Source organism: Curtobacterium sp. Csp2 (assembly GCF_013347165.1).
The window spans coordinates 1,499,472-1,516,211 of the sequence record NZ_CP054593.1 but is presented as its reverse complement, the minus strand read 5'-3'; the positions used below and the strand labels follow the sequence as shown (position 1 = coordinate 1,516,211).

Sequence of the window (16,740 nt, the reverse complement as noted above, 5' to 3'; positions counted from 1 at the left end):
CATGCGTCTGTACCTCGCGAGTACGTCCCCCGCCCGCCGCGCACTCCTGGCGCAGACCGGCATCGAGCCGGTCCTCGTCGCCCCGGGCGTCGACGAGGACGCCGCGGTCGCCGCCGCTGCGGCTGCGCTGGGCCGGAACCTCACCGGTCCCGAGCTCGTCGCGATGCTCGCCGTCGCCAAGGCCGGCGCGGTCGCCGACGCACGGGTCGCCGGCTCCCCCGTCGACGGGTTCGTGTTCGGCGGCGACTCCGCCTTCGAGGTCGACGGCGTCCTGCACGGCAAGCCGCACGAGCCGGCGGTCGCCCGCGAACGCTGGCGGCAGATGCTCGCCGCCGGCGGCGGCACCCTGTGGAGCGGCCACTGCGTGGTGGACCGTCGCGCCGACCGGCCGGCGGACCCGGCCGCGTCCCGGACGGGAGGCACGGGGCGGGCCGGCACCGTGCCTCCCGTCCGGCAGGTGGACCCGTCGGACGGCGGGCCGCTCGGACCGGCCGGCCACCTGGGTGCGGTCGCGCCCGGTGGGTCCACGCTGGTCGCCGCCGGTGACCGCGTGGTCGCGGTCGACAGCGCGGTGCTCACGTTCGCCGACGACGTGTCGATGGACGAGATCGACGCGTACGTCGCGACGGGCGAACCGCTCGAGGTGGCGGGGGCGTTCACGATCGACGGACGGGCCGCGGCGTACATCACCCGGATCGACGGTGCGCCCTCGGCCGTCGTGGGCCTGTCGCTGCCGGTGCTCCGGTCGATGCTGCTCCGCGGGTTCGGCGTCGCGTGGCACGACCTGTGGTCGATGTAGACATCCACACTTGTTCGCCGCGGTTCTTTGTGGATGCCGGTCAATTCGGGCCGCCGTCGCACGAATACGCTGACTTACCATGCCCCGTATCAGCAAGGTCCTCATCGCGAACCGCGGCGAGATCGCCGTCCGCATCATCCGCGCGGCCCGCGACGCAGGCAAGGCATCGGTCGCGGTCTACGCCGACCAGGACCGTGACGCGCTCCACGCCCGCCTCGCCGACGAGGCGTACGCGCTGAACGGCACCACGAGCGCCGACACCTACCTCGTCATCGACAAGATCATCTCGGTCGCCCGACGGTCCGGCGCCGACGCCGTGCACCCGGGCTACGGGTTCCTCGCCGAGAACGCCGACTTCGCGCGCGCCGTGATCGACGCCGGGCTGACCTGGATCGGCCCGTCGCCCGAGTCCATCGAGCGCCTCGGTGACAAGGTCTCGGCCCGCCACGTGGCCGAGAAGGTCGGTGCGCCGCTCGCCCCCGGGACGATCGAGCCCGTGCAGGACGTGTCCGAGGTGTTCGACTTCGTCGACCAGGTCGGGCTGCCCGTCGCGATCAAGGCGGCGTTCGGCGGCGGCGGCCGAGGCCTGAAGGTCGTCCGCTCCCGCGAGTCGGTGGAGGAACTGTTCGAGTCCGCCACGCGCGAGGCCATCGCGGCGTTCGGCCGTGGCGAGTGCTTCGTCGAGAAGTACCTCGACAAGCCGCGCCACGTCGAGACCCAGTGCCTGGCCGACGAGCACGGCAACGTCGTGATCGTCTCCACGCGCGACTGCTCGCTGCAGCGTCGCCACCAGAAGCTCGTCGAAGAGGCCCCGGCGCCCTACCTGACGCCCGACCAGGAGACGCGGCTGTACGAGTCGTCGAAGGCGATCCTGCGCGAGGTCGGCTACGTCGGTGCCGGCACGTGCGAGTTCCTCATCGGCGCCGACGGCACGGTGTCCTTCCTCGAGGTGAACACCCGCCTGCAGGTCGAACACTGCGTCTCGGAAGAGGTGACGGGCATCGACCTCGTGCGCGAGCAGTTCCGCATCGCCGAGGGCGGCACGCTCGACTACGCCGACCCGGCGCCCCGCGGGCACTCGTTCGAGTTCCGCATCAACGGCGAGGACCCCGGGCGCAACTTCTTCCCGGCACCCGGTCCGGTGCACGCCTTCACCGCCCCCTCGGGCCCGGGCGTCCGCGTCGACTCCGGTGTCGTGTCCGGCGACGTCGTGTCCGGCTCGTTCGACTCCATGCTCGCGAAGCTCATCGTCACGGGTGCCACCCGCGAGGAGGCGCTCGAGCGCTCCCGTCGTGCCCTCGCCGAGTTCGAGGTCACCGGCCTGCCGACCGTGCTGCCCTTCCACCGTGCGGTCGTGTCCGACCCGGCGTTCGCCACCGACGACGCGACGCCGTTCAGCGTCTACACGCAGTGGATCGAGACCGACTTCCAGAACGACATCCCGGCCTGGACCGGCGCGACCGAGGAGCTCCCCGCCCCCGCCGAGCGCGACACGGTCGTCGTCGAGGTCCAGGGCAAGCGCATCGAGGTCACCATGCCGTCGATCGTCGGCGGTGGCGCTGCAGGTGCCGCCGGACGTCGCCCCGCCGGTCCGTCCGCGCCGCCGAAGCGCCGGTCCTCCGGGGTCCGTGGGGGCCTGGCGTCCTCGGGCTCCGTCACGTCGCCGATGCAGGCCACCGTCGTGAAGCTCGCGGTCGCCGAGGGTGACACCGTGGTGAAGGGCGACCTGCTCGTCGTCCTCGAGGCCATGAAGATGGAGCAGCCCGTGCAGGCGCCGCGCGACGGCGTCGTGAAGGGGCTCAACGCCCCGGTCGGCCAGACGGTCTCGTCCGGCCACGTGCTGCTCGAGCTGGCGTAGCCCGCGGGCGCTCGCTCCGCACAACCGAAAGCACTCCGCACCGCCGAAAGGCCCGGTGCGGTGTGCTTTCCGTTGTGCACCAGCACGCGACACCAAGGTCGTCATCGGACCGTCGTGAACCGGGGGCGCGTCGTCGGGACGCCCAATGAGCGGAGCACCTCGCGCAGCAGTTCGGTGTCCTTGGTCTCCGCGTGCCCGATCCGACCGAAACCGTTGACACCCGGGCACCGGCGGATCCGGTCCTCGCGGCGTTTCTCGGCCACGACGACGTCCGCCGCCGTCTGACCCGGCCGCCGGAGGGCCGGGTCGGTGTACTTGACCCGTCCGTCGTACTCGAGCACCACGCCCTGCTCAGGGAACCAGAAGTCGACGAAGCCGATCAGCCCCGCGTCGTCGTCGAACCGGTGCTGGAGCTCGGGTTGCGGGGCACCGACCTCGTCGAGCGCGACCCGAGCCACCGACTCGCCCGGAGACCCGGATCGTCCGTCTGCGATCGCGACTGCCCGCTCCGCCCGCGCACGGTGGCGCACCGGCCGCGCGGCGACGAGTGCCGCGATGAGTCGCTCGCGATCCGTCCCCCTCGCGAGCACCGCGTCCAGGGCAGGCACGCTCGTCCGGAGCGGGTACGCGATGGCCAGGTCGACCGCGGTGGTCGCCAGGTCCGTCAGGCGACGCCCCGTGGCCGTCATCTCGGCCAGGCGGAACTGTCGCCCGGCTCCGGGCCGCTTGTAGACGGAACGCAGCGTCTGTCCCGTCGACCGCAACGGATCGATCACCTCGACCAAGTCGGGGAACTCTCCAGGCCACGGCAGCCCGTGCAGCGCGGCGGCCGAGGCGTGTGACACGATCAGCCGAGGGGCGAGCCGGTCGTGCACGGCCTTGACCCGGGCGATGTGGCGCTCACCTGGTGTCGCTCGCCGCCACTCGTCGCCGAGGACGAACCGACCCGGGCCGACGCGGACGAGCTCCCCGCGCAGAGCTCGCTCGCGGTGTCCACGACCGCGACGCCCGCTCGGGTCCGCTTCCCCACCGACGACGATCTCGAGTCTGGCCATGCAGACGACGGTGGCACCGCGCCGATGTCCGCGGCGACGCACAGCACTCCCTTGTGGACTCCGGAACCGCAGACCTGGGCTGTGGAGGAGTCGCGAGGGAGCCTTCGTGCCGCCGCCGTGCGCGCGGGCAATGGTGCGGATTGCTCCTGCACAAGGGGAAGCACGCCACGCCATGCGATCGCGTGGCGCGGCGTGCTTTGCGTTGTGCGGACGACCCCGGCCGGCGACCGACCGACCGACCGACCGCGGCCGCCCCGCCCCCTACGACACCAGCGGGCGCACGTTGTCGGCGAGGGCCTCGACGAGCGCACGGGCCTCGGCGGGCGAGTCCGCGACCGTGTCGATGTAGACCTTGACCTTGGGTTCGGTGCCGCTCGGGCGGACGATCACCCGCGCGCCCCCGTCCAGGTCGTAGCGCAGGATGTCCGACGGCGGGAAGCCCTCGACCCCCGCGTCGTAGTCGGTCACGGTCTCGACGGCCCGTCCGCCGAGCGTCGTCGGCGGGGTGGACCGGAGCGCGGCCATGATCGTCCCGATGCGCGACAGGTCGTCGACGCGCGTGGCGACCTGCCCGGACGCGAACGCCCCGAACTCGGCCGCGAAGGCGTCGAGCTGGTCGGCCACCGTCTGCCCGTCCGCAGCGAGCGACACGGCGAGGTCGAGCAGCGACAGCGCCGCCGAGATCCCGTCCTTGTCCCGCACGACGTCGGGGTCGACGAGGTAGCCCAAGGCTTCTTCGTAGCCGAACACCAGCGACGGCACCCGCGAGACCCACTTGAAGCCCGTCAGGGTGTCCCGGTAGCCGAGCCCGTACCGTTCGGCCACGCGGGCGAGCGCCGGCGACGACACGATCGACGCGGCGAGCGTGCCCGTCCGCCCTTCGGCCGCCGCGCGGGAGGCCGCACGCCACCCGAGGAGCCACCCGACCTCGTTGCCGGACAGGCGTCGGAACGAACCCGCGCCGTCCGGGATCGCGAGCGCGAGCCGGTCGGCGTCCGGGTCGTTCGCGATCACCAGGTCCGCGCCGACGGCGACGCCCTGCGCGATCGCCAGGTCCATCGCGCCCGGCTCCTCCGGGTTCGGGAACGCGACCGTCGGGAACGCCCCGTCCGGCTCGATCTGCTCCGGCACGACGACCGGCTCCGCGAAGCCCGCCGCGGCGAAGACCGCCCGCGCGGTCTCCCACCCGACCCCGTGCATGGCCGTGTAGACCACCGTCGGCTGGGCATCGGACGGGAGGATCGTGGCCGGCACCGTCGCGGCCGTCGCGGTCACGTACGCCGCGGCCAGCTCCGGACCCGCGACGGTGTAGTCGGTCGCGCGGACGAGGTCGCGGACGTCGCCCGCCGCGACGGCGTCGATCGCCGCGGCGATCTCCCCGTCGACCGGCGGCACGATCTGCGAGCCGTCGTCGTCGCCGCCGAGGTACACCTTGTAGCCGTTGTCCCGCGGCGGGTTGTGGCTCGCGGTGACCATCACACCGGCGCCGACACCGAGGTGCCGGACCGCGAACGCGAGCACCGGGGTGGGCAGCGCGGAGGGCAGCAGCGTGACCTCGAGTCCGAGGCCGCGCATCACCTCGGCGGAGTCCCGCGCGAAGACGTCCGAGTTCACCCGACCGTCGTAGCCGATCACGACGCTGCGGTCCCGGCCGGTGTCGACGAGGAACCGTGCCAGACCGGCCGCGGCCTGGGTGACCACCACGCGGTTCATCCGGAGCGGGCCGGCACCGAGCTCGGCGCGGAGCCCCGCCGTGCCGAACGCCAGCCGTCCGGCGAAGCGCGCGGTCAGCTCGTCGGTGTCCCCGGCGTCCACGAGCCGCTGGAGCTCGGCGCGCGTCTCGTCGTCCGGGTCCTGCTCGATCCAGGCGCGGGCGGTGTCGACGACGCTCACAGGGCCGCCACCACGCGCGCGAGCAGGTCGGCGATGACCGGCTCGGCCTGCTTGCCGGCCTCGAGGACCTCGGCGTGCGACAGCGGGGTCTTCTGGATGCCGGCGGCGAGGTTCGTGATGAGCGAGAAGCCGAGCACCTCCATGCCCGCCTGGCGCGCGGCGATGGCCTCGAGCGCGGTCGACATGCCGACGATGTGCCCGCCGATCGTCTTCGCCATCTGCACCTCGGCCGGGGTCTCGTAGTGCGGACCGCGGAACTGCGTGTAGACGCCCTCGTCGAGCGAGGGGTCGATCGTCTTCGCGACGGCGCGGAGCCGTGCCGAGTACAGGTCGGTCAGGTCGACGAACGTGGCGCCCTCGAGCGGGCTGTCGGCGGTCAGGTTGATGTGGTCGCTGATGAGGACCGGGGTGCCGGGCGTCCAGTGCTCCTTGATGCCGCCGGCCCCGTTCGTCAGCACCATGATCGACGCACCCGTGGCCGCGGCCGTCCGGACGCTGTGCACGACCCGGCGGACGCCGTGGTTCTCGTAGTAGTGCGTCCGGGCGCCGATGACCAGCGCGTGCCGGCCGTCCTGCAGACGGATCGAGCGGACCGTGCCGGAGTGACCGGGCACCGCCGAGGCGCTGAAGCCGGGCACGTCGGCCGCGTCGATCGTGGACACCGTCTCGCCGAGGACGTCGGCGGCCTTGCCCCACCCGGAGCCGAGGGTCAGGGCGATGTCGTGCCGCTCGATGCCGGACCGGTCGGCGATGACGGCGGCGGCGTCGCGGGCGACCTCGAACGGGTCGGCGGCGGGGTCGTTCAGCGGGTTCTCCGTGCTCATGCCCCAACTCTAGAGGGCGGGCACGGACCGGCTCAGTGCTCCCCGAGCGCCCGGTCCACGGCGGCGGTGATCTCGCCCTGGTCGAAGTGGTTGCGGATGACGATGACCTCGGCGTATGTGTCGCCGATCGCCTCGACGAACTCCGCGCTCGTCAGGATCACGTTCGCGTCCTCGGCGACGTCCCGCACCGAGGCGACGTCGGCCGCCTCGACCGTGGCGGCGAGTCCGAGGGCGTCGAGGGCCTTCTCGGCGTTCACCTTGAGGATGCCGCTCGAGCCGATCCCGGCGCCGCAGATGGTCACGATCTTCACGCGGGTGCTCCCATGATCGCCCGGACCTCGGCCGCGGACGTCGCCGCCGCGATGCGCCCGGTGACGGTCGGGTCGTTGAACAGGTTCGCGATCTCGCCGATCGACTCGAGGTGCGTGCCGACCTCGGCCACCGCGAGCCCGAGCACGACCGAGACGGGGTCGTTGTGCGGGTGGCCGAACGCCACCGGCTCCCGCAGGGTCACGACGGCGAGCCCGTCACGGAGCACCGCCGGCCCCGGCCGGGCGTGCGCGAAGGCGAGTCCGGGCGAGATCACGATGTACGGACCGTGCTCGTCGACCAGGTCGGTCATCGCCTCGGTGTAGGCGTCGGTGGCGGCACCGGAGGCGACGAGGGCGTCGCCGGCGAGCCGGAGCGCCGCGCGCCACGACGACGCGGACGCCCCGAGCACGACGGCGGGGTCCGGCAGCGGCGGCAACGGCATGTCCTAGGCCTCCTGGTGACCGGCCGTGATGGTCGCGATGATCTCCTCGCGGTCCTCCAGCGGCAGGAACGAGCCGAGCGCGGCGTTGATCTGGAACGCGGCGAGGTCGTCGAGGTCGTACCCGAACGTCGCCGCCAGCAGGGCCAGCTCGCGCGTGAGCGTGGTGCCGCTCATCAGGCGGTTGTCGGTGTTCACCGTGACCCGGAAGCCGAGCTGGTACAGCACGTCGAAGGGGTGGTCGGCGAGGTCGTCGCCCCACGCCGCGATCGCGCCGGTCTGCAGGTTCGACGACGGCGAGACCTCGAGCGGGATCTCCCGGTCGCGCACCCACGACGCGACCTCGCCGAGCGCGGCGAGGGTCGAGCCGTCCCCGGCGTCGGAGAGCGTGACGTCCTCGAAGATCCGGACGCCGTGGCCCAGGCGGAGCGCCCGGCCGTCGACGAGCGCCGAGCGGATCGAGGCGAGCCCGTCGGCCTCGCCGGCGTGCACCGTCACGGGGAAGAGCTCGGATGCCAGGTACTCGAACGCGGGACGGTGGTTCGACGCCGGGAACCCGGCTTCGGCCCCCGCGATGTCGAAGCCCACGACGCCGCGGTCGCGGTGCCGCACGGCGAGCTCCGCGATCTCGAGGGACCGGTCGGCGTGCCGCATCGCGGTGACGAGCTGTCCGACGCGGATCGACCCGCCGGCGGCGTCGACCGCCTCGGCGATGCCGGCCTGGACCGCCTCGACGGTCTCGTCGAGCGTCAGGCCGCCGCGCAGGTGCTGCTCCGGGGCCCACCGGACCTCGCCGTAGACCACGCCGTCGGCGACGAGGTCCTCGACGAACTCCTTCGCGACGCGGTGCAGCTGCGGCGCGGTCTGCATGACCGAGGTGGTCACGTCGAAGGTCTTCAGGTACTCGACGAGCGAGCCGGAGTTCGACTGCTCGGCGAACCAGGCCCCGAGCGCCGCGGGGTCGGTGGTCGGGAGCGTGACACCCGCCGACTCCGCGAGCTCGACGATCGTGGCGGGCCGCAGCCCACCGTCGAGGTGGTCGTGCAGCGAGACCTTGGGCAGGTCGTCGATGACCGCCCCGGCGTCGGGCAGGCGGTAGGTCGGGGCGTCGGCGCTCATGCCCTCAGGCTATCGGTGCGCCCCGACCTTCCGCGCGCTCAACCGGTGATGCGCTCCCGCACGATCGGGCCCCGCTCGGGAGCGGTCTCCCCGATCGACCACGCGCCCTCCAGCGACTCCAGCGCCCGCTCGAACCGCGCCGGCTCGTCGGTGTGCAGCGTCCACAGCGGCTGCCCGGCCGTGACCGTGTCGCCCGGCTTGACGTGCAGCTCGATGCCCGCACCGGCCTGCACGGGGTCCTGCGCCCGGGCACGACCCGCGCCGAGGCGCCACGCGGCGACCCCGAACGGCAGCGCCTGCTGCTCGGTCAGGACCCCGGACGAGGGCGCCGTGACGACGTGCTGCTCACGGGCCACGGGCAGCGTCGCGGACGCGTCGCCGCCCTGGGCCTCGATCATCCGGCGCCAGGTGTCCATCGCCCGGCCGTCGGCCAGCGCGGCCGCCGGGTCGGCGTCCGGCAGACCGGCGAGCCGCAGCATCTCCGACGCCAGTTCGACCGTCAGCGACACCACGTCGGCCGGGCCACCACCGGCCAGGACCTCGACGGACTCGCGGACCTCGAGCGCGTTGCCGATCGTCAGGCCGAGCGGCACCTCCATGTCGGTCAGGAGCGCCGAGGTCGCGACCCCGGCGTCGTTCCCGAGGTCGACCATCGTCTGCGCGAGCTCCTTCGACGCCTCGTACGTCGGCATGAACGCCCCGGAGCCGAACTTCACGTCGAGCACCAGCGCACCGGTGCCCTCGGCGATCTTCTTCGACATGATGCTCGACGCGATGAGCGGGATGCACTCGACGGTGCCGGTGATGTCCCGCAGCGCGTAGAGCTTCTTGTCCGCCGGGGCGAGCCCGGAACCGGCGGCGCAGATGACCGCACCGACGTCCGACAGCACCTGCATCATCCGGTCGTTCGAGATCGACGCCTGCCACCCGGGGATCGACTCGAGCTTGTCGAGCGTCCCGCCGGTGTGGCCGAGCCCCCGGCCGGACAGCTGCGGCACCGCGACGCCGAACGACGCCACGAGCGGTGCGAGCGGCAGCGTGATCTTGTCCCCGACGCCACCGGTGGAGTGCTTGTCGACCGTGGTCTTGCCGAGCGAGCCGAACGACATCCGCTCCCCTGACGCGATCATCGCGAGCGTCAGGTCCTTGATCTCCCGACGCTCCATCCCGTTCAGGAAGATCGCCATCGCGAGCGCCGCCATCTGCGGGTCCTCGACGTACCCACGCGTGTACGCGTCGACCAGCCAGTCGATCTCGGGCGTGCTGAGGGCGTCACCCGAACGCTTGGTGCGGATCAGGTCGACGGTGTCGAACGGCTCGACGGCCATGTCAGTGCTCTTCCTGGTAGGTGGCGAGGGTCCGGGGCCCGAAGGCGTCCGGCAGGACCTCGTCGATGGTGCGGATGCCGGAGACGGTCTCGAGCAGCATGCCCTCGGCGGAGTGCTCGAAGAGCAGCTGCCGGCAGCGACCGCACGGCATCAGGGTGGCGCCGTCGCCGTCCACGCACGTGAACGCGACGAGCTTGCCGCCGCCCGTCATGTGCAGCTGCGACACGAGCGAGCACTCGGCGCACAGGGTGACCCCGTACGACGCGTTCTCGACGTTGCAGCCGGACACGACCCGGCCGTCGTCGGTCAGGGCAGCGGCCCCCACCGGGAACGACGAGTAGGGCGCGTAGGCGCGCCGCATCGCGGCCGTGGCCGCGGTCCGGAGCACGCTCCAGTCGACCGCTCGGCCCGCGTCGTTCCCGGGGTCGGCGGCACCGGCCGGGAGGATCGGGGCGGCGTCCGCCCCGTCGGTCGCGGTGACCGCCTGGTCACCCGCAGCGTTCGTGTCGGTCATGACCCGTGCCTCCCGTCCGTCAGCTCTTGATGTACGGCTTGCCGGCGGCCGCCGGCCCGCGCGACTGTCCGACCAGGCCGGCGACCGCGAAGATCGTGACCACGTAGGGCAGCATGAGCAGGAACTCGCTCGGGACCGGCGAACCGACCGCCGCGAGCGTGTTCTGCAGGTTCGAGGCGAAGCCGAACAGCAGCGCCGCGAACGTCGCACGGATCGGGTCCCAACGACCGAAGATGACCGCCGCGAGCGCGATGTAGCCCGCGCCGGCCGTCATGTCCTTCGTGAAGCCGCCCGCGGCGTCGAGCGTGAAGTACGCACCGCCGAGACCGGCGACGGCGCCCGCGATCGAGACGTTCCAGAAGCGCGTCCTGGGGACGTTGATGCCGACCGTGTCGGCTGCCTGCGGGTGCTCGCCGACCGCACGGAGGCGCAGGCCCCAGCGGGTCTTGAACAGGCCGAAGGTGACGACCGCGACGGCGACGTACGCCAGGTAGACCACGACGGTCTGCTCGAAGAAGATCGGGCCGATGATCGGGATCTGGTGGAGCAGCGGGATCTCGATCTTGGGGAAGCGGATGCCGACGTTCAGCGTGCCCTGGTTCGGCGACAGGACCTGCGAGTACAGGAAGCCGGTCAGACCCGAGATGAACGCGTTGATGACGACACCGACGATGACCTGGTCGACGAGGTACTTGATGCTGAACGCCGCGAGGACGAAGGACACCAGGACACCGGCGACGAGCGCGCCGACGAGACCGACCCACGCCGAGCCGGTGAGCGAGGCGATCATCGCCGAGGTGAACGCGCCGGCGAGGAACTGGCCCTCGATGGCGATGTTCACGACGCCGACGCGCTCCGAGATGACACCGCCGAGGGCACCGAACACCAGCGGGACGCTGAGGCTCAGGGCGCCGACGAGCATGCCCGGGATGGTGATCGAGTCACCGGCGACGGCCCAGCTGAGGAAGCCGACGACGAAGACCAGCGCGAAGAGCGCGGTCACCCAGAGGGGCACCCGGCGGGCACCGCGCGTCTCGACGACCGCGTACACGGTGGCGAGGGCGAGCAGGACGATGACGACCACGCCGGTGGCGGCGGCCGGCAGCGGGACGTTCGGCAGCGCGAAGAAGTCGCCGGCCGAAGCCAGGCGGAACGTCGCGGTGCCGGGGCGTCGGGCGAAGCCGAAGAGGACGAGGGCGAGGAGCGTGAAGACGCCGAACGCGATCGGGGTCTTCCAGCTGCGCGTCGTCTCGACGGGACGGTCGGCGGGCAGGGCCGGGACCGCGGTGGGGGTCATGGTGCTCATGCGGCGACCGCCTTCTTGCTGTTCTTGCGGACACGGCGGCGGGCTCCCGGCTGCGGGATCCGGAAGATCGCGCGGACGAGCGGCGGCGCGGCGATGAAGAGGACGATGAGCGCCTGGATCACGCCGACGATGTCGATCGGGATGCCGTTCGCGGCCTGCATGGCGTAGCCGCCGTTCTTCAGGACACCGAACAGGATCGCCGCCCAGAACACGCCCCACGGCTTCGAGCGGCCGAGGAGTGCGACCGTGATCGCGTCGAAGCCGATGCCGGCGTCGATCCCGGACGTGAAGCCCGAGGTCACCGCACCCTGCACCTGGTACGCGCCGGCGATGCCGACGAGCGCGCCGGAGATCACGAGCACCCAGATCGTGAGCGCGGGGACGCTCATGCCGGCCACACGGGCCGCGCGGGGGTTCTCGCCGATGGTACGGAAGCGGAAGCCGAGCGACGACTTGTTCACGAGCCACCACACGACGACGACCGCGATGATCGCCACGACGAACCCGAGGTTGATCCCGTACCGCGGACCGAAGAGCGCCGGGAAGACCGCGCTGTCCTTCGTCGCCGGCGAGATCGGGTTCGCGCTCCCCGGGGCCTGCAGGAGACCCGGGGTGCGGAGCAGGAAGCTGACCAGGTAGAGCGCGACGTAGTTGAGCATGATCGTGACGACCACCTCGTTCGCACCCGTCCGGGCCTTGAGCACGCCGACGATGCCACCCCAGACCGCACCGCCGACGATGCCGGCGAGGACGGTGAGCGGGATGTGCAGCGCGGCGGGGCCGTCGAACGAGAAGCCGACCCAGCCGGCCGCCGCGGCGCCCATCAGGATCTGCCCCTGGCCGCCGATGTTGAACAGGCCGGCGCGGAACGACAGCGCGATGCCGAGACCGGCGGCGATCAGCGGCACGGCGTAGTCGACCGAGCGCGTGATCGGCACGATGGCCTGCGCGAAGGACGGTGCCCCGAAGTTGATCACCGAGCCCTGGAAGAGCGACGCGTAGGCGCCGCCGACCGAGGTGCCGATCGCCTGCAGGGTGTCCGTCGGCCGGGCGAAGAAGTACCCGGCGGCGGTGCGGACGTTCTCGTCGGTGACCGCGATCAGGATGCCGCAGGCCACCAGGGCGAGGACGACGGCCAGGACCGTCACGAGCACGGAGCCGTTCACGATCTGCTGCGCCGCGGCCCGCCACCGGTCGCCGCCCGCGCGCCGCTCGGAGTCGGCGGCGGAGTCGGTCATCAGGTGCGGGGTGGCCTCGGTGTCCTGCAGACGGTCGTCGGTGGGCGTGGTGGCCGGGGTCGCCGGTCGCGTCGTGTCGTCCGACGCGGGGGCCGGGGTCGCCGGTCGCGTCGTGTCGTCCGGCGTGGGGGTGCTCACGCTGCCAGCTCCGTTCCTTCTGCTGTGGTTGCTGCGAGTTCGGCGGCCATCATGCGACCTGTTCCGTTCCTTCGGGGAGTTCCCCGGCCATCATGAGGCCGAGGACGTCGCGCGGGGTGTCCGCGGGGACGATGCCGACGATGCCGCCGCGGTACATGACCGCGATCCGGTCGGCGAGCGCCACGACCTCGTCGAGCTCCGTGGAGACGACGATGACCGGGACGCCGGTGTCGCGTGTGGCGACGATGCGCTTGTGGACGAACTCGATGGACCCGACGTCGATGCCGCGTGTGGGCTGCGCGGCGACGAAGAGCCGGAGCTCGCGGCTGAGCTCGCGGGCGAGGACGATCTTCTGCTGGTTGCCGCCGGACAGCCGGCCGGCCGCCGTCGTGCGGGACGGCGTGCGGATGTCGAACTCGGCGATCTTCTCGTCCGCGAACGCGTCGCGCTCGGCGGAGCGGATCGTGCCGGCGCGGACGAACTCGTCGTGGTCGGCGCGGTCGAGCATGAGGTTCTCCGCGATGGTGAACTCGCCGACCAGGCCGTCCTCCTTGCGGTCCTCGGGCACGAAGCCGACACCCGCGTCGAGCACCTGCTTGACGGTGCGCCCGGTGAGCTCCTTGCCGTCGAGGGTGACCCGACCGGCGTGCACGGGCTCGAGGCCGATGATCGCCTCGGTGAGCTCGGTCTGCCCGTTGCCCTGGACGCCCGCGATCGCGAGCACCTCGCCGCGGCGGACCGTGAACGAGACGTCGTCGACGAGGACCACGCCCGAGGGGTCGGTGACCGTCAGGTGCTCGACGACGAGCGCGTCGTCCCCGCCGGTCGCCGGTGCCTTGTCGACCACGAGCGACACGGCACGGCCGACCATCAGGGCGGCCAGCTCGTTGTTCGTCGCCGTCGGCGATGCCTCGCCCACGACGGCGCCGAGGCGGATGACCGTGATGCGATCGGCGACCTCGCGGACCTCGCGGAGCTTGTGCGTGATGAAGACGATCGCGGTGCCGGCCTCGCGGAGCTGGCGCATGATGCCCATCAGCTCGTCGGTCTCCTGCGGCGTGAGGACGGCCGTCGGCTCGTCGAACACCAGGACCTTGGCGTCGCGGGACAGCGCCTTGATGATCTCGACGCGCTGCTGCACGCCGACGGGCAGGTCCTCGACCCGGGCGTCGGGGTCGACGTCGAAGCCGAAGCGGTCGCTGATCTCCCGAACGCGGGCGCGGGCCCCGGCGAGGTCGAGTCGGCCGCCGAAGGAGGTCTGCTCCTGGCCGAGCATGACGTTCTCGGCGACGGTGAAGACGGGCACGAGCATGAAGTGCTGGTGCACCATGCCGATGCCGGCGCGCATCGCGTCGCCGGGTCCGTCGAAGTCCTGGACGACGTCGTCCAGGAGGATCTCGCCCTCGTCGGCCTGGTAGAGGCCGTAGAGGACGTTCATGAGCGTGGACTTGCCCGCGCCGTTCTCGCCGAGGAGGCAGTGGACCTCACCCGGCTCGACGGTGAGCGAGATGTGGTCGTTGGCGACGAGTGGTCCGAACCGCTTCGTGATGCCACGGAGTTCGAGCTTCATGTTCCGGGGTCTGTTCCTGTCGGTGGTGCTGTGGACACGTCGATGCGGGCGGAGGACTCGTCCCCCGCCCGCATCGGTCGTGCTACTTGACGGTCGCCTTGGTCTCGACCGTGATCGAGCCGTCGATGATGCCCGACTTGATCTTGTCCAGCTCGCCCTGCAGGCCGGAGTCGACCTTCGACGAGTAGTCGTGGAACGGCGCGATGCCGACACCGTCGTTCTTCAGGGTGCCGACGTACGGGGTGTTCGAGTACTTGCCGTCCGCGGCCTGCTCGACGACGTCCTTGACGGCCGGGCGCATGCCCTTCTCGACGGACGTGAACGCGATGTCCTTGTAGCGCGGGTCTGCCTCGTACAGGTCGCTGTCCGCACCGATCAGGACCGAACCGTTGTTCGCGTCCTTGATCGCCTCGGCAGCCGACTGGTAGATCGGGCCACCGACGGGCAGGATCACGTCGGCGTTCTGGTCGAGGAGCGTCTGCGCCACGGCCTTCGCCTGCGTGCCGGCGTCGAAGCCACCGGTGAAGGAGCCCTTCTGGCTGTCGACGTCCCAGCCGACGACCTTGACGTCCTTCTTCTTCTGCTCGTTGTAGTACTTCACGCCGTCCGCGAAGCCGTCCATGAAGATGGTGACGGTCGGGATCTGCATGCCGCCGAAGGTGCCGACGACGCCGGACTTCGAGTACGACGCGGCCGCGTAGCCGGCGAGGAACGCCGCCTGCGAGGTGTCGAACGTGATCGGCTTGACGTTCTTGGCGTCGATCGAGTTGTCGTCGATGATCGCGAAGTCGGTGTCGGGGTTCGCCGCGGCCTGCTTCTTCGTGGCGTCGGCGAGGTTGAAGCCGACCGTTACGATGAGGTTGCAGTTCTGGCCGACGAGCTGCTGGATGTTCGAGTCGTAGACCGTGGCGTCCTTCGACTCGGCCGACTTGTACGTCGCACCGAGGTCGGCCGCGGCGTCCTTCATGCCCTCGAAGCCGAGCTGGTTGAACGACTTGTCGTCGAAGCCACCGGCGTCGGAGACCATGCAGGGGCGGAAGTCGCTCTTCTTCGACGTCGCGGTTTCGGACGGGGCGGCCGAGCAGCCGGCGAGGACTGCCACGGTGCCGGCGAGGGCGAGGCCGCTGAGCAGGACCTGGCGGGTACGAGATGTCACGGGTTGGTTCCTCCGGGGAGCGGTGCCCGGACCACGTGCGTTCCGGGCGATCGTGGCGACAGTACACGACCGTCGGGCCGGTACAGAACGCCCCTGAGGGACCGCTGGGATCAGTTACGGGATCGCGACCCCGTGGAAACAGGCCCGTAACCGGAGGCCACGCTGTCGACCCCACTTCGGGGGTCGCGGCGAGATTTCGTGGTGGAGCGCTACAGCCGACGCTGAGGATCGGGGGCCGTGCACGGAATCGTCATCCGCGGAGCGATCACTCGTCGGACAGCTGCTCCATGATCCGTTCGGCGTCGCCCGGGAAGCACCGTGAGAGGGCCTGAACTGTGGAGTTCCCCGAGTACGCGTACACGCTGATGCCGGCGATGTCGTCGCCGCTCCCGAACACCGCGGGGCCGTCCTCCGAGTCGCGGACGACGACCTCCATCCCCTGGGCCCGCCAGTGGTCCGCCATCCGGGCCCCGTCGGCCGTCGGGTCCCCCGCGAGCTCGCTGCCCGTCAGGTACCGCCAGCGCGCGCCCTGTTCGCCGTCGGGCAACACACAGTCCTCGGCGTAGTCGGGGCCGGTCCGGGGCTTCCACACCCCACCGAGACGGGCTGTGGCGTCGTCCACCGCCGCGATCATGTGCTGCTCGGCGCTGCCGGCGTCGGCCGCCGGGCCGTCAGATGTCACCCGCGCGTCCGAGGGGATGCGCACGCATCCGGTCAGCAGTCCGGCGACCGCGGACACGGCGACGACGGTCGCGACATTCCGTGCGCCGGTCGATCGTGGCCGAGACAGCGGTGACACTGCAGGGCGCGTCATGCTTCGGCCTGCCGCTCCTCGATCTCGTCTGCGTCGCCAGCGAAGCAGATCGAGAGCGCTTGGATGCGGTAGTTGTCGGGGAAGGCGGAAAGACGGATCGTCTCGACACGATCGCCGCCGCGAGCAACCAACGCCGGCCCGTTGGTGTCAGCAAGTCGGTCAACGGTCATACCGGCGGACGTCCAGATGTCCGAGGCAGCAGCAGCGTCCGCATCAGCGTCACCGGACCCTGATCGGGCAACGCGGTACACCCACCGGGCTCCGTCTTCGTCACTCGACAGCTGGCAGCTTTCGACGTAGTCGGGAGACGTACGCATCTCCCGATCGCCGCCGAGCACAGCGGTCGTCTAGTCGACGATGTCGATCATGGTTCGCTT

Annotated in this window: 16 protein-coding genes; 2 read left to right on the top strand and 14 right to left on the bottom strand. The window is 71.5% G+C overall.

What is annotated here, in order from left to right; genetic code table 11:
- Position 1 precedes the first annotated feature (1 nt).
- On the top strand, positions 2-799 hold the full coding sequence (locus HUN59_RS07565; RefSeq protein WP_174777995.1) for a Maf family protein: 798 nt from the start codon (positions 2-4) through the stop codon (positions 797-799).
- 79 nt (positions 800-878) lie between these two features.
- Complete coding sequence (locus HUN59_RS07560) at positions 879-2,657, top strand: acetyl/propionyl/methylcrotonyl-CoA carboxylase subunit alpha (RefSeq protein ID WP_114849624.1); 1,779 nt, start codon at positions 879-881, stop codon at positions 2,655-2,657.
- A 101-nt stretch (positions 2,658-2,758) separates the two neighbouring features.
- Here HUN59_RS07560 and HUN59_RS07555 read toward each other — a convergent pair whose 3' ends face one another.
- The 14 genes from HUN59_RS07555 to HUN59_RS19365 all read right to left on the bottom strand — a co-directional run bounded on the left by HUN59_RS07555 (position 2,759) and on the right by HUN59_RS19365 (position 16,701).
- Positions 2,759-3,712, bottom strand: a complete 954-nt coding sequence (locus tag HUN59_RS07555) for a hypothetical protein (RefSeq protein WP_174777994.1) — start codon at positions 3,710-3,712, stop codon at positions 2,759-2,761.
- Positions 3,713-3,973: 261 nt separating this feature from the next.
- The gene (locus HUN59_RS07550; protein ID WP_174777993.1) at positions 3,974-5,605 is read right to left on the bottom strand and encodes a phospho-sugar mutase; all 1,632 of its coding nucleotides are present in this window, start codon (positions 5,603-5,605) and stop codon (positions 3,974-3,976) included.
- A complete protein-coding gene (locus HUN59_RS07545; RefSeq protein ID WP_058742374.1) occupies positions 5,602-6,429 on the bottom strand; it encodes a purine-nucleoside phosphorylase in 828 nt (275 codons plus the stop codon). The genes HUN59_RS07550 and HUN59_RS07545 overlap by 4 nt, the downstream gene beginning before the upstream one ends.
- Before the next feature lie 32 nt (positions 6,430-6,461).
- Positions 6,462-6,740 carry a PTS sugar transporter subunit IIB gene (locus HUN59_RS07540; RefSeq protein ID WP_058742375.1) on the bottom strand — a complete coding sequence of 93 codons (279 nt, stop codon included), beginning with the start codon at positions 6,738-6,740 and terminating at the stop codon, positions 6,462-6,464.
- On the bottom strand, positions 6,737-7,183 hold the full coding sequence (locus HUN59_RS07535; protein ID WP_058742376.1) for a PTS sugar transporter subunit IIA: 447 nt from the start codon (positions 7,181-7,183) through the stop codon (positions 6,737-6,739). Before HUN59_RS07535 ends, HUN59_RS07540 begins: the two co-directional genes overlap by 4 nt.
- A gap of 3 nt (positions 7,184-7,186) precedes the next feature.
- Positions 7,187-8,299: an adenosine deaminase gene (locus HUN59_RS07530; RefSeq protein WP_174777992.1), complete on the bottom strand. Its 1,113-nt coding sequence runs from the start codon at positions 8,297-8,299 to the stop codon at positions 7,187-7,189.
- A 38-nt stretch (positions 8,300-8,337) separates the two neighbouring features.
- Positions 8,338-9,627, bottom strand: a complete 1,290-nt coding sequence (locus HUN59_RS07525; RefSeq protein WP_174777991.1) for a thymidine phosphorylase — start codon at positions 9,625-9,627, stop codon at positions 8,338-8,340.
- A gap of 1 nt (position 9,628) precedes the next feature.
- A complete protein-coding gene (locus HUN59_RS07520; protein WP_174777990.1) occupies positions 9,629-10,141 on the bottom strand; it encodes a cytidine deaminase in 513 nt (170 codons plus the stop codon).
- A gap of 19 nt (positions 10,142-10,160) precedes the next feature.
- Complete coding sequence (locus HUN59_RS07515) at positions 10,161-11,447, bottom strand: ABC transporter permease (protein ID WP_174777989.1); 1,287 nt, start codon at positions 11,445-11,447, stop codon at positions 10,161-10,163.
- Positions 11,444-12,823 (bottom strand): ABC transporter permease, encoded by a 1,380-nt coding sequence (locus tag HUN59_RS07510; protein WP_217483631.1) that lies wholly within the window; start codon positions 12,821-12,823, stop codon positions 11,444-11,446. Before HUN59_RS07510 ends, HUN59_RS07515 begins: the two co-directional genes overlap by 4 nt.
- Positions 12,824-12,872: 49 nt before the next feature.
- Complete coding sequence (locus HUN59_RS07505) at positions 12,873-14,393, bottom strand: ABC transporter ATP-binding protein (RefSeq protein ID WP_144804266.1); 1,521 nt, start codon at positions 14,391-14,393, stop codon at positions 12,873-12,875.
- Positions 14,394-14,475: 82 nt separating this feature from the next.
- Positions 14,476-15,549, bottom strand: coding sequence for a BMP family lipoprotein (locus HUN59_RS07500; RefSeq protein ID WP_058742724.1), 1,074 nt, complete (start codon positions 15,547-15,549; stop codon positions 14,476-14,478).
- A 265-nt stretch (positions 15,550-15,814) separates the two neighbouring features.
- A complete protein-coding gene (locus tag HUN59_RS07495) occupies positions 15,815-16,288 on the bottom strand; it encodes a hypothetical protein (RefSeq protein WP_174777988.1) in 474 nt (157 codons plus the stop codon).
- A 71-nt stretch (positions 16,289-16,359) separates the two neighbouring features.
- The gene (locus HUN59_RS19365; RefSeq protein ID WP_217483630.1) at positions 16,360-16,701 is read right to left on the bottom strand and encodes a hypothetical protein; all 342 of its coding nucleotides are present in this window, start codon (positions 16,699-16,701) and stop codon (positions 16,360-16,362) included.
- Positions 16,702-16,740 lie beyond the last annotated feature (39 nt).

Bases quoted from the DNA above. Each gene is read 5' to 3' on its own strand.
- HUN59_RS07515 (WP_174777989.1), bottom strand. From the start codon at position 11,447: ATGAGCACCATGACCCCCACCGCGGTCCCGGCCCTGCCCGCCGACCGT.
- HUN59_RS07520 (WP_174777990.1), bottom strand. From the start codon at position 10,141: ATGACCGACACGAACGCTGCGGGTGACCAGGCGGTCACCGCGACCGAC.
- HUN59_RS07530 (WP_174777992.1), bottom strand. From the start codon at position 8,299: ATGAGCGCCGACGCCCCGACCTACCGCCTGCCCGACGCCGGGGCGGTC.
- HUN59_RS07560 (WP_114849624.1), top strand. From the start codon at position 879: ATGCCCCGTATCAGCAAGGTCCTCATCGCGAACCGCGGCGAGATCGCC.
- HUN59_RS07565 (WP_174777995.1), top strand. From the start codon at position 2: ATGCGTCTGTACCTCGCGAGTACGTCCCCCGCCCGCCGCGCACTCCTG.
- HUN59_RS07505 (WP_144804266.1), bottom strand. From the start codon at position 14,393: ATGAAGCTCGAACTCCGTGGCATCACGAAGCGGTTCGGACCACTCGTC.
- HUN59_RS07545 (WP_058742374.1), bottom strand. From the start codon at position 6,429: ATGAGCACGGAGAACCCGCTGAACGACCCCGCCGCCGACCCGTTCGAG.
- HUN59_RS07555 (WP_174777994.1), bottom strand. From the start codon at position 3,712: ATGGCCAGACTCGAGATCGTCGTCGGTGGGGAAGCGGACCCGAGCGGG.
- HUN59_RS07535 (WP_058742376.1), bottom strand. From the start codon at position 7,183: ATGCCGTTGCCGCCGCTGCCGGACCCCGCCGTCGTGCTCGGGGCGTCC.
- HUN59_RS07525 (WP_174777991.1), bottom strand. From the start codon at position 9,627: ATGGCCGTCGAGCCGTTCGACACCGTCGACCTGATCCGCACCAAGCGT.